Below are 14,614 nucleotides of genomic sequence, written 5' to 3'. Positions count from 1 at the left end.
GATCCATTATAGATGCACTCGAAAACCCCAGGGCAATTGCACCGTCTTGTCATAACCCGAGGCGCTCAAATGGCCAACCCAAGTAACTCTTCGCGAAAGTCATCCTCCATGCAGGCGAGCAGTCGCTTGGACTTGATGCTGGCCTTGCGGGTGGTGTTGTGGCGCAGCAGGTTCAGTACGATGTGGCGCAGCACCACGAAGTTGTTGGCCGCATAGCCTCGGCGCACACGGGACTGATCATCGTTGAACTGCACATCGAGCGACCAGTGAAGCTGATTTTCGACCGCCCAGTGGCTGCGCACGGCCTGCGCGATTCTGGCGGCATCTGCGGGCAGGGAACTGATGTAGTAATGGCGCTCGACGCTGGTCTTGCCGTCGACGGTGCGTTCGCGCTCGACGAGCGCAAACGATTGCAGCCCGGCCCACTGCTCGGACTTGTACAACTGGCTGACCGCATCATAGGCCCAGCAGCGGCGCACCTCCACGCGGCCGTGGCCCTTGGTTTGTTCTTCGAAATGCGAAGCCGGCGCGATCTTTTCCGCCACGCCGGCCAGGGTGAGCAGAATCGAGTCGGTCAGCGTGGGGTGGTTGTCTTTGACGCACAACACGTAGTCTGCGCCACGACTACGGATGGTGCGGGCAATCGCTGCCTGGGTGCCCATCGCATCGATCGTGACGATGGTGCCTTCGAGCGCCAGCATGGCGAGCAACTCGGGAATCGCCGTGATCTCGTTGCTCTTCTGATCGATGGCGCGCTGCCCCAGCACCAGACCCATCCCGGCGGCAAAGGCGCTGACCATGTGCAACGGCCCCGACGTATCCTTGCCGCCACTGCGCCGACTGGTCTTGCCATCGATGGCCACCACGCTGTCCGGCGCCAGCGCCGGCACCAGCACGCCCACCCAGCGCAGAAAGGCCGCCTCGAAGGCCGCGGGATCGATCATCGCGAGCACCCGGCAGAACGTGTCATGCGAGGGCACGCCCGCCTTGAGCTTCAGGAACTTGCGCAGCCAGGCCAGGTTGGACTTGCCCCACAGCGCCACATCCACGAAATCGTTCGCCCCGCACAGCACCGCGCACACCGCCACCGTCAGCAACTCGGACAGATCGTGCCGGGCCTGACGCTTGCTGCGCGGGTCGGGTACCGACACGAACACTTCGCTCACGGGCATCAACTGGCCTGTCTTCATGGGCGTCCCAAAAAGACAGTAAGCTACACAAAATATGACGTTGTGAACAGGGGCTCGCTAAGCGCATGATCGTAAACGGTTTACCTGTATCGGTTATGCATTTTAGGTGCGATTGCCCTGTCGAAAACCCCTGAACTGCATGCAAGTTCAGCGGACTACGATGACAGCGGCAGACCTTTCACTTCACTCCCTGCCGCCAGCTCCTCGATGACATTCACGATGGAAGTCAGCGGCAGGTACTTCTCCTGCACATGAAAATCGAAAAATTCCGACGCGGCCTCACTGGCTCTCCAGACATCGGCGAGCAGCACGTCAATACAGTCCGCGAGTTCCATACCCGATCGCGCCCGGGGAATGCCGAAACGTTCGATGGAGAAATGATCGGCTCCCTCTCCGAGCAGAATGAATGGCGTGCCGAAACGCGAAACATCCAGGACCGCGTTCGTATAGCCTGAAAGCACGAAATCGAAGTCTCCGACGCACTCGTCGAGCACGCTGTCTGGAGGCAGTATTCTTATTCCCGAATTGCTCACCGCCTGCGACCGCCACGGCTCGCCCGAACCTCGCGGGTGTACTTTCACCCATAGCTCCGCAGCCGGCTGCGCGCTCAACCACGTCGTAATCCAGCCGCAATAGTCACGGTAAAGCTCGGAGACCTCGTAATCCGGCCCTGATCCGAGAAACAGGCATTTGACGCCCTCGCCCTCTTTTCGCGCGTTCGCTGGCAATGGATCTTCGCGATCCGCGAAAAAATAGGGTCCGGCGAATTTTACGATGCACTCGCCGAACGCGCCCCCGAGAGCCGAGAGATATTCGAGGGAGCTTTTCCCGAACAGCAGGTAGTAATCGTAATCGAAATAATCGTAGCGACTGGACTCGTCGGAAGGTATCGAGTGTGCAAGGTGGACGATCCTGGCGCCCGTCTTTCGCTGCAATTTGATGAGGCTCGGGATTATCCAGCCGTTTCTTTCCGTGATGATGACCTTTGCCCTGTACCGTGAAAGCAGATACGCAGCGTGCGCTGCATCCCAGCGCAGCAAAGTGGGTACTCCCGACGCGGGCGCCACGAACTGCTTGCTCCTGACAAGATCGAAATCGCCCTCTTCGACAAACTCCTCGACGACGAGGCCCCGGCCTCGCAACGCGGCCAGCAAAGCCTGTTTTCTGCCGAGGCGAAACGATTTTCTCGACGGATGAACCAGCAGGACGTCGCAATCGACCGCCTCGATAGCCCTCCGCCGCTGGAACACCACGGACAGAAGCGCTTTCAGGAACAGCCTCGCCCGGAGTTTCAGGCGCCCTGCCACGCCGCGGTCGCGGCGACGGGATTTGCCGATGACGAAATCCTGAAGCGCCAGGAGTCTTGGGTATGGGTCCATCGTCGTCCGGCTGCACCCTTGCATCAGCGGCTGCCGCAGATCCACAGGCGCAGGGCTTTTCGAACATAAGCGCCAGCGAAAATGACGCGCCGATCCTGTTTCAGCGCAGCGCGAAAGTATCCTTTGGCGGCAGCAGCATCCCCAGCCATGTAGGCACTTCGAAACAGCGATAAACAGCGCTGCACATACACGCGCTTCTTCAGGTGCTGGAATTCCCTCCCCAGTCGTGTTGGCGAGAAGATTTCGTCAACCAGCGCCAGTCCGCCCGCCTTCGCATGAGTGAATTGATGTCGAAGGCTGTCGTCATGTTTGTGGATGCATGCGAGCAGCCTCTTGAGCGCGCTGCACGGATAGTTGGCCAGCACCTGCGCGAATACCGGAATGTCTTCGGCACTACGGAACTGCTCCGGGTAGCCGCCGCGCGAAAACACCTCACGGTGCATCGCGCAGGCGCCGTTCGAAAGTGCGAGCCGCTTGTCGAGCAGGTAGGCACGCAGACGATCGAGCGGCCGGTCGGGCAGGTCCGGAGGGATGTCTTCGCGGCGTTTTCCATCGGGCCATGCGCTGATGTGCCCGCCGATCACCATGCGGGTGTCCGGGTGTGCGGCGATGTGCTCGTCCAGTGCCGCAAGTGCGCCGGGCAGCAACTCGTCGTCGGCATCGAGAAATATCAGAAAGCGCCCCCGAGCTTCACGTATGCCCCTATTGCGGACTGACGAAAGGCCGCCGTTTTCCTTGCGCACGGAGCGAAAGGCATGTGGGTGGCGGCGAGCGAGTTCCGCGAGGACTTCGGGAGTGGCATCGGTCGAACCGTCGTCGATCACGATCAGCTCATGCGCCGGACCGAGCTGGTTCACGACAGATTCGACTGCACGCGGCAGCGTTGCGGCATAGTTGTACGCAGGGATGACGACGCTGACGGTCAAATCGGCCGACGCTGTCATGTCGGCACATCCACTCCCTTCACGACCAGCACATCCTCCATCACCAGGTACTGCAGGTCCGACCCGTAGAACATGTTCAGCGCATCCGTCGGCGAGCAGATCATCGGTTCGCCGCGGCGGTTCAGCGATGTGTTCAGCACGACGCCGTTGCCGGTGAGCTTTTCGAGTTCGAGCATCAGGTCGTAGTAGCGCGGGTTGTGCTCGCGCTTCAAGACCTGCGCGCGCGACGTGCCGTCCTCATGCACGACTTCGGGCACGCGCGTCTTCCATTCGTCGGCGACTTCGAACGTGAACGTCATGAACGGCGCCGGGTGATCGGTCTGCAGCATCTGCGGGCCGACGGTGTCGAGCATGCTCGGGCAGAACGGGCGCCAGCGCTCGCGGAACTTGATCTGCTCGTTGATGCGGTCGGCGACGCCTGCGGCGCTCGGGCAGCCGAGGATCGAGCGCCCGCCGAGCGCGCGCGGGCCGAATTCCATGCGCCCCTGGAACCACGCGACCGGGTGGCCGTCGGCGAGGATTTGCGCGATGCGGGCAGGCACCTCGGCGTCGCCGTTGGCGATCTGCTGCCACTGCGGCTGCGAGGGGTGCTTCGCGCACGCGGCGATGACGTCCTCGTTCGTGTAGCGCGGACCGAGATAGACGTGTTCCATCTTTTCGACCGGGACGCCACGCGCGACCGATACATACGATGCGGCGCCGATCGCGGTACCCGAATCGCCGGACGCCGGCTGCACGAACAGTTCGCGCACGTCGGGGCGCGCGATGATTTTCTGGTTCAGCTTGACGTTCAACGCGCCGCCGCCGGAGAACGCGAGGCGGCCGGTGTCGCGCAGGATGTCGCCGAGGTAGTAGTCGATCATCTGCAGCGCGAGGTCCTCGAACAGCTTCTGCATGCTCGCGGCGTAGTGGATGTACGGCTCGTCGGCGATGTCGCCGGCGCGCTTCGGGCCGAGCCAGTCGATGAGCTTGGGCGAGAAGTAATAGCCCTTGCCGTTCTCCTTGTAGCGCCGGAAGCCGATCACGTTCGCGTAGTCGGTATCGACGACCAGCTCGCCGTCGACGAATTTCGCGAGTCGCGAGAAGTCGTACTTGCCCGCGTCGCCGTACGGCGCCATGCCCATGACCTTGTATTCGCCGTCGAGCATCTCGAAACCGAGGTACTCGGTGATCGCGCCGTACAGGCCGCCGAGCGAATCCGGGTCGTAGAATTCCTTGATCTTGTGGATGCGGCCGTTCTCGCCGTAGCCGAAGAACGTCGTCGCGTATTCGCCTTTGCCGTCGATGCCGAGGATCGCGGTCTTCTCCTTGAAGCCGGAGCAGTGATAGGCGCTCGATGCGTGCGCGAGGTGATGCTCGACCGGCACGATCTTCGTCTTCTTCAGATCGAAGCCGAGCTGCTGCAGGCACCATTCGATGCGCTTTTTATAGCGATGGAAGCGGCGGTTGCCAGCCAAAATGGCATCGAGCCCGCGGTCGGGCGCGTACCAGTAGCGCTTCGCGTAGTGCCAGCGCGCCGGCTCCATGATGCTGATCGGCGCAAACGGGATCGCGACCGCGTCGACGTCGTCCGGCCCGATGCCGGCGAACTCGAGGCAGAACTTCGCCGCTTCGTACGGCATCCGGTTCTTCGCGTGCTTGTCGCGCACGAAGCGCTCTTCTTCGGCTGCGGCCACGAGCTGGCCGCCGATATAGAGCGCCGCCGAAGGGTCGTGGGTCAGCGCGCCGGACAATCCGAGTAGGGTCAGAGCCAAAGGTGGAGTCTCATCGTTCGCAAACGCCCGGTCGCAGCGGGAAGGGCGACGCGCAGCCGGAAAGCGCAGGAGTATACCTTCCCGGCGCCAATCGCCGAAGCCGACGGTCCCCGCGCCGTTCAGGGGGCATCAAATTGGCTTGTGCGTCCGTTGCCGTGATAATCCCCCGCACCGGCACCGGCACCGCACCGCACCGCACCGAACGGCGAGGGAAAACCATGGACGGCCTGATATCCACGATCAACAGCTACGTCTGGAGCCCGGCGCTCGTGTACCTGTGCCTCGGCGTCGGCCTGTATTTCTCGATCCGCACGCGCTTCATGCAGGTGCGCAGCGTCGGCGAGATGATCCGATTGATGTTCCAGGGCAAAAGTTCGGACGCCGGCGTGTCGTCGTTCCAGGCGCTCGCGATCGCGCTGTCCGGGCGCGTCGGCACCGGCAACATTGCCGGCGTCGCGACCGCAATCACGTTTGGCGGGCCGGGCGCGGTGTTCTGGATGTGGATGGTCGCGTTCCTCGGCGCGTCGACCGCATACGTCGAGTCGACGCTCGCGCAGATCTACAAGGAAAAGGACGACAACGGCCAGTACCGCGGCGGCCCCGCGTACTACATCGAGAAGGCAATGGGCCAGCGCTGGTATGCGTGGATCTTCGCCGTTGCCACCGTGATCGCGATGGGCGTGCTGCTGCCCGGCGTGCAGGCCAACAGCATCGCCTCCGGCCTGACCACCGCGTGGGGCATCGCGCCGGCGGTGACGGCGGCGCTGATCGTCATCACGCTCGGCTTCATCATCTTCGGCGGCGTCAAGCGGATCGCGCATTTCGCCGAATTCGTCGTGCCGTTCATGGCGCTGGCGTACGTCCTGGTCGCGCTCGTGATCGTGCTGCTCAATGTCGACCGCGTGCCGGAGATGTTCCGGCTGATCTTCGCGAGCGCGTTCGGGCTCGAAGCAGGCTTCGGCGCGGTGCTCGGCCTCGCGGTGCAATGGGGCGTCAAACGCGGCGTGTATTCGAACGAGGCCGGCCAGGGCTCGGGTGCGCACGCGGCGGCGGCGGCGGAAGTCGCGCACCCGGCGAAGCAGGGCTACGTGCAGGCGTTCTCGGTGTATATCGACACGTGGCTGGTGTGCTCGGCGACCGCGTTCATGCTGCTCGCAACGGGGATGTACAACGTCAGGCATCCGGACGGCTCGATGCTCGTCAATGCGCTGCCGGGGGTCGAGGCCGGCCCGGGCTACACGCAGGCGGCGGTCGAATCGGTGATGCCCGGCTTCGGCAGCATTTTCGTCGCGCTGGCGCTGGCGCTGTTCGCGTTCACGACGATCGTCGCGTACTACTACATCGCCGAGACCAACCTCACGTACATCAACCGCAAGGCGCACCGTCCATGGCTGGTGTTCGCGCTGCGGCTGCTGATGCTGTGCGCAGTCACGTACGGCGCGGTCAGGACGGCGAGCGCGGCTTGGGATCTCGGCGACATCGGCGTCGGCGTCATGGCGTGGCTCAACATCATCGCGATCCTGATCCTGCAGAAGCCGGCGCTCGTCGCGCTGCGCGACTACGAGCGGCAGAAAAAGGCAGGCCTCGATCCGACGTTCGACCCTGAAAAGCTCGGCATCCGCAACGCCGACTACTGGAAGAAGTGACGCACCGAAAACCGCGGAAACAGACCGCCTTCAGTGCGCCTCGTCCCAGTTCTCGCCGTGGCCGACTTCGACGAGCAGCGGCACCGACAGGTCGGCGATACCGGTCATCAGACCGGGCAGCGTCGCCCTGACCGTTTCAAGCTCGTCGCGCGGCACTTCGAGCACGAGTTCGTCATGCACCTGCAGCACGAGCCGCGAACGCAGCGCGGCGTCGGCCAGCCAGCGCCGCGTCGCGATCATCGCCTTCTTGATCAGGTCGGCGGCCGTGCCCTGCATCGGCGCGTTGATCGCGGCGCGCTCGGCGGCCTGTCGCCGCCCTGCCTGGCTCGCGCGGATCTCCGGCAGATAGAGCCGTCGTCCGTACACCGTCTCGACGTAGCCGCGCGCCCGCGCTTCGCTGCGGGTCCGTTCCATGTACGCGGCAACGCCGGGGTAGCGCGCGAAGTAGCGGTCGATGTAGGCCGCGGCCGCGGCGCGTTCGAGACCCAGGTTCTTCGCCAGCCCGTGCGCGCTCATGCCGTAGATCAGGCCGAAGTTGATGACTTTCGCGTAGCGGCGCTGCTCGCTCGTGACCTCGCCGGGCGTCATGCCGAAAATCTCCGCGGCGGTCGCGCGGTGCACGTCCTCCCCTTCGGCGAACGACTGCAGCAGCCGTGCATCGCTCGACAGGTGCGCCATGATGCGCAGCTCGATCTGCGAATAGTCGGCCGACACGATCACGTGGTCGCGCGGCGCGATGAACGCAGCGCGGATGCGGCGTCCTTCCGCAGTGCGGATCGGGATGTTCTGCAGGTTCGGTTCCGAGCTCGCAAGCCGGCCGGTGACCGCGACGGCCTGCGAGAAGCTCGTGTGCACGCGGCCGGTCTTCGCATTGACCATGCGCGGCAGCTTGTCGGTGTAAGTGCTTTTCAGCTTCGACAGTCCCCGGTGCTCGAGCAGCAGCTTCGGCAACGGGTAGTCGTCGGCGAGCTGGGCGAGCACTTCCTCGTCGGTCGACGGCTGGCCGGTGGCAGTCTTCTTGACGACCGGCAGCCCGAGCTTGCCGAACAGGATCTCGCCGAGCTGTTTCGGCGAGCCGAGGTTGAACGGCTGGCCGGCGAGATCGTGCGCCTCGCGCTCGAGCGTCATCAGCCGGCGGCCGAGCTCCTCGCTCTGCTGTGCGAGCAGGAACGCGTCGATCAGCACACCGGTGCGCTCCATGTCGAACAGCACGGCCATCGCCGGCATTTCGATGTCGCGGTACAGCGCGGCGAGCGCAGGCGCCGCCTCCAGCTGCGGCCACAGCTTGCGATGCAGCCGCAACGTGATGTCGGCGTCCTCGGCGGCATATTCGGTCGCACGCTCGATCGCGACCTGGTCGAAGCAGATCTGGCCGACGCCCTTGCCGCACACCGCAGTGTAGGGAATCGTGTCGATGCCGAGGTGGCGCTTCGCCAGCGAATCCATGTCGTGCGGCCTGTCGCTCTCGAGCACGTACGACTGCAGCAGCGTGTCGTGCGCGATGCCGCCGAGCCGCAGGCCGTGGTTCGCCAGCACGTGGGCGTCGTACTTGAGGTTCTGGCCGAGCTTCGGGTGCGCGTCGGACTCGAGCCACGGCTTGAGCTTCGCGAGCACTTCGGCGAGCGGCAGCTGCGCCGGCGCCGCCGGATAGATGTGCGCGAGCGGCAGGTACGCGGCCTCGCCCTCGACGATCGCGAACGACATGCCGACGAGCTTGGCGGCCATCTGGTCGAGGCTGGTCGTCTCGGTGTCGAATGCGACGAGGTCGGCGGCTTCGAGCTTCGCCAGCCAGCGGTCGAACGTCGACCAGTCGAGGATGCTTTCGTAGCCGGCGCGATGCGCGCCGGGCTCGGAAACCGGAGACAGGCCATCGTTTTTTCCCGCGAAATCGACACCAGCGTCCGACTTCGCGGCATCGTCGATCGCCTGCAGCCAGCCGCGGAATTCGAAGCGCTCGTACAGCGCGCGCAGTGCGGCCTTGTCGTCGTCGCGCGCCGGCAGGTCCTCCAGCTGGATCGGCAGCGCGAGGTCGGTCGCGACGGTCACGAGCCGCTTGCCGAGCGGCAGGAATTCGAGATGCTTCCTGAGGTTCTCGCCGACCTTGCCGCCGACCTTGTCCGCGTTCGCGACGAGGTTGTCGAGCGTGCCGTATTCGGTGAGCCATTTCACTGCCGTCTTCGGGCCGCATTTCTCGACACCGGGGACGTTGTCGACGGTGTCGCCGACGAGCGCGAGGTAGTCCACGATGAGCGCCGGAGGCACGCCGAACTTCGCGGCGACGCCAGCTTCGTCGAGCACTTCGTCGCTCATCGTATTGACCCAGCGCACGCCGGGGCGCACGAGCTGCGTGAGATCCTTGTCACCGGTCGAGATCACGACTTCCCAGCCGCGCTCGAGGGCGCGGCGCGTCAGCGTGCCGATGACGTCGTCCGCCTCGACGCCGTCGACGCACAGCAGCGGCCAGCCTTCGGCCTTGACCGCCTCGTGCAGCGGTCCGACCTGGGCGCGCAGGTCGTCCGGCATCGACGGCCGGTTCGCCTTGTATTGCGGATACCAGTCGTCGCGGAAAGTCTTGCCTTTCGCATCGAACACGCAGGCGCGGAACTCCGCCTTGTAGTCGCTTTCGAGGCGACGTAGCATCGACAGCACACCCCGAATCGCCCCCGTCGGCTCCCCTTTCGACGTCCGCAGGTCCGGCAAGGCATGGAACGCGCGGTAAAGATAGCTGGAACCATCGACGAGCAGCAGGACGGGCATCGGAAAAACATCCTTCGGAGAACGGGGCCGATGCGGCGGGAATCAAACCGATACCCGGGCAAATCCCGTGAGACGAGAATCGAGAACAACATGACGGCGAAAGAAAAAATCCCCATCAGTGCCCCGAGCAGCACAGTCCCGCGCTTCAATGCGCGCGAGTCGTGGCGAATCTTCGGAATTATGGCAGAGTTCGTCGAGGCGACCGAACGCCTCAACGCGATCCGCCCGGCGGTGTCGATCTTCGGCAGCGCGCGCACGCCGCCCGACCACATGTACTACATGCTCACCGAGCGCATCAGCCGGCTGCTGTCGGACGCGGGCTTCGCGGTGATCTCCGGGGGCGGCCCGGGCATCATGGAAGCAGCGAACAAGGGCGCGTATTTCGGCAAGAGCCCGTCGATCGGGCTCAACATCCAGCTGCCGCTGGAACAGGCGGCGAATCCGTACCAGGACATCTCGCAGACTTTCCAGCACTTCTTCGCGCGCAAGTTCATGTTCGTCAAGTTCGCCTCGGCCTACGTCGTGCTGCCCGGCGGCTTCGGCACGCTCGACGAGCTGATGGAAGCGATGACGCTGATCCAGACGGGAAAAAGCCGCAACATCCCGATCATCCTCGTTCATGAACCGTTCTGGAGAGGGTTGCTCGACTGGTTCCGCGACCGCCTCATTGCCGAACGCATGATCAACCCGGCGGACCTCGACCTCATCCAGCTGATCGACAAGCCCGAAGACGTCGTCGAGGCGATCTTCAAGCATTACGAAACCCGCGGCTTCCTGCCGCTGCCCGAAGAGCACGAGCTGATGCTGAACCTGTGACCGTCCTTCCGCCCGGGCAGACGGGTGACGACGGAATCCCGTGCCGGCGCCGCCGGCTCTTGCCTTCGGCATGCCCTGCGAACCCTTCGCCGGCGCGAGCGCCTTTGGCGACGGGCGTTTCGGCGCGCCTCTGCTAGAATCGTCGTCATCCAAGGAGAGCTCCATGCGCCGCACCCTGATCGTCCTGCTGATGGCCGTCGCCGCCCCGGTTGCCGCCCAGCGGCCGCCGCAACTCGAACCGATTCCCGAACCGCCACCGATTCCGCCGGGCATGAGCGACGAATCGCTCGAACCGGAAGTCACCATCCTCAAGCGTGGCGAAGACACGGTGCAGGAATACCGCATCCGCGGCCGGCTCTATATGGTCAAGGTGACGCCGCCGCACGGCGTGCCCTACTACCTCGTCGACCACGAAGGCAACGGCGTCATGGCGCGCCAGGACGTCATGCCGACGCTGTCGGTGCCGATGTGGGTCATCAAGTCCTGGTGACGCCCGTCCGCTGAACCGGGCCGCGACCAGCCCATGTCCGTCTTCACTCCCGTCTCGACCGAGGAGCTGTCCCCGTGGCTCGGCCGCTATGCGGTCGGCCGGCTGGTCGGGCTGCAGGGCATCTCGGCGGGCGTGCAGAACAGCAACTTCTTCGTCACGACGACGCTCGGCCGCTACGTGCTGACGCTGTTCGAGGGTATCCCGCGCGCCGAGCTGCCGTTCTACCTGCACCTGATGGCCCACCTCGCGCGTCACGGCCTGCCGGTGCCGGCGCCGATCGCCGACCGCGACAACGAATACCTCGGCACCCTCAGCGGCCGTCCGGCCGCGCTCGTGAGAAGGCTCTCCGGGCATTCCGAGATGACGCCCGGCGCGGACCACTGCGCCCGCGTCGGCGCGATGCTCGCCGGGCTGCACCTGGCGGGCCTTTCGTACGGCCGCAGGCAGGACAACCCGCGCGGCGCAGCCTGGCGCGATGTTGCGGCGGCACGCGTGCGTCCGTTCCTGCCGGCCGACGAGCAGGCGCTGCTCGACGCCGAACTCGCATTCCAGGAGGGCGTCGCGGACGACCGCCTGCCGCAGGGCGTGATCCACGCCGATCTCTTCCGCGACAACGTGCTGTGGGACGACGGCCTGATCGGCGGCGTCATCGATTTCTATTTCGCCGGCCATGACGCGCTGCTGTTCGACGTCGCCGTCACCGTCAATGACTGGTGCACAACGCCTGGCGGCGAACTCGACCCGTCCCGCGCCGAAGCGCTGCTCGCCGCCTACCACGCCGAGCGCCCGTTCGAAGCCGCGGAGCGCGACGCGTGGCCGGCGATGCTGCGCGGCGCAGCGCTGCGGTTCTGGCTGTCGCGCGCCGAGGACTTCCATCTGCCGAAAGCGGGCGAAATGGTGCTCGTCAAGCCGCCTGCCGAGTACCGCGACATCCTGCGGCGGCACATTGCCGCCCCCCACTCCCTCCCTGTCTGAACGATGACCGATCCGCATCCCGGCGCCGGCGCTTCGCGGCGACGCCATCCGCTACCCGAACCGAGCCACGTCGCGCCGGGACAGACCCTGCAGTGGCTTGCCGCCGGCTGGCGAATGTTCACCGCGCGACCCGGCGTATGGATGATCCAGACCGTGATCCTGATCGTCATCCTCAGCGCGCTCGGCTTCGTGCCGTTCCTCGGCTGGGCAGTGGCGCCGCTGGCCTTCCCGGTGCTGGTCGCCGGCATGCTCGCCGGGGCGCAGGCGGTGGACCGCGGCCAGCCTCTGCGCATCGACCATCTCTTCGACGGGCTGCGCCGTCACGCCGGCAACCTGCTGATGATCGGCGCATTCCACCTGTTCGGCGCGCTGCTCGCGGCGCTGATCGCGGCGGCCGTCGGCGGCAGCGCGGCGCTCACCGGCATGCTCGTCGGCGCATTCGCCGGGATGGGGCTGGCCGCCGGCGGCATGATGCTGGCGGTCGTCGTGTTCACCGTGCTGTGGGTGCTGCTCGTGATGGCGCTGTGGTTCGCGCCAGCGCTGGTGATGCTGCAGGACGTGTCGCCGCTCGACGCGATGAAGCTGTCGGCGCAGGCGTGCCTGTCCAACATGCTGACTTTCATCATCCTCGGCGTCATCCTGTACGTCCTGACGTGGGTCGCGATGCTTCCCGCCGGACTGGGCATGCTGGTCCTCGTCCCGGTGCTCGCCGGTGCGCTCTACGCCGCCTGGCAGGACACGTTCGCCGAGCGCCCCGCGCTGCCGCTGCCCGCCCCACCCGCTTCGGCGCTGGCCCCCGCTCCGGCGTCCGACACCGACCACGAGTCATAGACCGCATGCAAGTACGACAACTGCCGCTCGCCCGCGGCTTCGCCTGGCTCGGCGAAGGCCTCGTGATCTGGCGCCGCAACCCGGCGCTGCTGACCTTCGCTTCGCTCGGCTACCTGCTGATGCTGGTTGTGCTCAGCGTCGTGCCGCTGATCGGCCAGCCGCTCGCATCGCTGCTGATGCCGGTGTTCTCGCTGGGCGTGCTCAACACCTGCCGCGAGATCGACGAGGGCCGCAAGGCCGGGCCGGACGTGCTGTTCTCCGGCTTCCAGCAGAACCTGCGCGGGCTCGTCACGATCGGCGCGCTGTACCTCGCCGGCAGCCTGCTGGTGCTGTTCCTGACCTCGCTCGCCGATGGCGGCACGCTGCTGCAGATCATGACCGGCGGCGAGAAAGTCGATCCGGAAGCGGCGGCCGACGCGCCCGGCTTCACGTCCGCGCTGCTGATCGCGATCGCATTGTCGACGCCGGTGATGATGGCCTACTGGTTCGCGCCGATCCTCGCCGGCTGGTGGAACATTGCGCCGCAGAAAGCGATGTTCTTCAGCTTCATCGCGTGCCTGCGCAACTGGCGCCCGTTCCTCGCCTATTCGGTCGCGCTGATGATCTTCTGCGTGCTCCTGCCGGGCCTCGTCATCGGCATGCTGGGGCTCGTCTCGCCGACGCTCGCGACGCTGTTTTCGGTGCCGCTGCCGGTACTGCTGATCCCGATCGTGTTCGCGAGCTTCTACGCCAACGCGCGCGACGTCTTCCGTGACGCCCTCGATGAGCGCCGCGAACCCTGAGTCCGGGCCGCTCGGCATCTTCGGCGGCACCTTCGACCCGATCCACATCGGTCACCTGCGCCTCGCGCAGGAGGCGCACGAAACATTGCGGCTCAGCCAGGTCAGCTTCGTTCCTGCCGGCGACCCCCCTCACCGCGGCGCGCCGCGTTCCCGCGCCGCCGACCGGCTGGCGATGGTGCGGCTGGCGACGGCCCGCAATCCGGCCTTCATGGTCGATGACGGCGAAGTGTTTGCGCAAGGCAAGAGCTACACCGCGCTAACGCTCGAGCGCCTGCGCGCGGCACTCGGCGCACGGCGCCCGCTGGTGCTGATCCTCGGCGCCGATGCGTTCCAGGGCCTGCCGACCTGGCACCGCTGGCGCGACATCCTGCAACTCGCGCATGTCGCCGTGGCGAACCGCCCGGGCTATGCGCCGCACGACGATCGCAAGTCGGGCGCACTGTCGCCGGAACTCGACGCCGTGTGCAGCGATCACATGAGCAACGATCCGGGAGCCGTGCGCGAATCACCCGCCGGCCGGATCGTTCCCTTCGACATGACGCCGCTCGCGATCTCTGCATCGCAAGTGCGCGGCCTGATCCAGGCGGGACGCAGTGCCCGCTATCTGTTGCCCGATCCGGTCCTCAACTACATCGAGCGACACCACCTTTATCACGGAAGCTGATGGACATACGCAAACTGCAGAAAACCGTCGTCGACGCCCTCGAGGACATCAAGGCCAAGGACATCGAGGTCATCAACACCACCAAGCTCACGTCGCTGTTCGACCGCATCGTCGTCGCCAGCGGCGACTCGAACCGGCAGACACGGGCGCTGTCGCGCAACGTGCAGGACAAGGTCCGGGAAGCGGGCGGCCACGTCGTCAGCGTCGAAGGCGAGGAGACCGGCGAATGGGTGCTGGTCGATCTCGGCGACATCGTCGTGCATATCATGCAGCCGGCTACCCGCGACTTCTACAACCTCGAGGAACTGTGGGCGACGACGCCGAAACGCTCGCGCGTCGCCGCGGGCACGGCGCACTTGGCGTCCGAATGAACTGCGGGCCGCGGC

Annotated in this window: 13 protein-coding genes; 8 read left to right on the top strand and 5 right to left on the bottom strand. The window is 65.5% G+C overall.

What is annotated here, in order from left to right:
• Window positions 1-65 precede the first annotated feature (65 nt).
• The 4 genes from EBN1_RS11225 to EBN1_RS11210 form a co-directional block, all read right to left on the bottom strand.
• Window positions 66-1,190, bottom strand: coding sequence for an ISAs1-like element ISAzo3 family transposase (locus tag EBN1_RS11225; protein WP_011235911.1), 1,125 nt, complete (start codon window positions 1,188-1,190; stop codon window positions 66-68).
• Between the two features lie 155 nt (window positions 1,191-1,345).
• Window positions 1,346-2,614 carry a hypothetical protein gene (locus EBN1_RS11220; RefSeq protein ID WP_197531812.1) on the bottom strand — a complete coding sequence of 423 codons (1,269 nt, stop codon included), beginning with the start codon at window positions 2,612-2,614 and terminating at the stop codon, window positions 1,346-1,348.
• Entirely contained in the window at window positions 2,593-3,513 is a 921-nt protein-coding gene (locus tag EBN1_RS11215) for a glycosyltransferase family 2 protein (protein ID WP_011238071.1), read from the bottom strand. Before EBN1_RS11215 ends, EBN1_RS11220 begins: the two co-directional genes overlap by 22 nt.
• A complete protein-coding gene (locus EBN1_RS11210) occupies window positions 3,510-5,267 on the bottom strand; it encodes a carbamoyltransferase family protein (protein ID WP_011238070.1) in 1,758 nt (585 codons plus the stop codon). Before EBN1_RS11210 ends, EBN1_RS11215 begins: the two co-directional genes overlap by 4 nt.
• Window positions 5,268-5,485: 218 nt before the next feature.
• Here EBN1_RS11210 and EBN1_RS11205 point away from each other — a divergent pair, with 218 nt between their 5' ends.
• Window positions 5,486-6,913, top strand: a complete 1,428-nt coding sequence (locus tag EBN1_RS11205; protein WP_011238069.1) for an alanine/glycine:cation symporter family protein — start codon at window positions 5,486-5,488, stop codon at window positions 6,911-6,913.
• A gap of 30 nt (window positions 6,914-6,943) precedes the next feature.
• Here EBN1_RS11205 and polA read toward each other — a convergent pair whose 3' ends face one another.
• Window positions 6,944-9,670: a DNA polymerase I gene (polA, locus tag EBN1_RS11200; protein ID WP_011238068.1), complete on the bottom strand. Its 2,727-nt coding sequence runs from the start codon at window positions 9,668-9,670 to the stop codon at window positions 6,944-6,946.
• 90 nt (window positions 9,671-9,760) lie between these two features.
• On the opposite strand from polA, the gene EBN1_RS11195 reads away from it, so the two are divergent.
• From EBN1_RS11195 to rsfS, 7 genes are all read left to right on the top strand, one after another.
• Window positions 9,761-10,486, top strand: a complete 726-nt coding sequence (locus EBN1_RS11195) for an LOG family protein (RefSeq protein ID WP_041646236.1) — start codon at window positions 9,761-9,763, stop codon at window positions 10,484-10,486.
• A gap of 163 nt (window positions 10,487-10,649) precedes the next feature.
• The gene (locus EBN1_RS11190) at window positions 10,650-10,976 is read left to right on the top strand and encodes a DUF2782 domain-containing protein (protein WP_011238066.1); all 327 of its coding nucleotides are present in this window, start codon (window positions 10,650-10,652) and stop codon (window positions 10,974-10,976) included.
• 33 nt (window positions 10,977-11,009) lie between these two features.
• Window positions 11,010-11,951: a homoserine kinase gene (locus EBN1_RS11185; protein WP_011238065.1), complete on the top strand. Its 942-nt coding sequence runs from the start codon at window positions 11,010-11,012 to the stop codon at window positions 11,949-11,951.
• Between the two features lie 3 nt (window positions 11,952-11,954).
• Window positions 11,955-12,782 (top strand): DUF2189 domain-containing protein, encoded by an 828-nt coding sequence (locus EBN1_RS11180; RefSeq protein WP_049780257.1) that lies wholly within the window; start codon window positions 11,955-11,957, stop codon window positions 12,780-12,782.
• Between the two features lie 5 nt (window positions 12,783-12,787).
• Entirely contained in the window at window positions 12,788-13,564 is a 777-nt protein-coding gene (locus EBN1_RS11175; protein ID WP_011238063.1) for a BPSS1780 family membrane protein, read from the top strand.
• Window positions 13,545-14,228, top strand: a complete 684-nt coding sequence (gene nadD, locus EBN1_RS11170; RefSeq protein ID WP_041646234.1) for a nicotinate-nucleotide adenylyltransferase — start codon at window positions 13,545-13,547, stop codon at window positions 14,226-14,228. The genes EBN1_RS11175 and nadD overlap by 20 nt, the downstream gene beginning before the upstream one ends.
• Entirely contained in the window at window positions 14,228-14,599 is a 372-nt protein-coding gene (rsfS, locus tag EBN1_RS11165; protein ID WP_011238061.1) for a ribosome silencing factor, read from the top strand. The genes nadD and rsfS overlap by 1 nt, the downstream gene beginning before the upstream one ends.
• Window positions 14,600-14,614: the final 15 nt, after the last annotated feature.

The organism is Aromatoleum aromaticum EbN1, from assembly GCF_000025965.1.
In the GTDB taxonomy this organism is placed as follows: domain Bacteria; phylum Pseudomonadota; class Gammaproteobacteria; order Burkholderiales; family Rhodocyclaceae; genus Aromatoleum; species Aromatoleum aromaticum.
The sequence above is the reverse complement of the archived record's forward strand: the minus strand, read 5'-3'. Positions and strand labels throughout refer to the sequence as shown.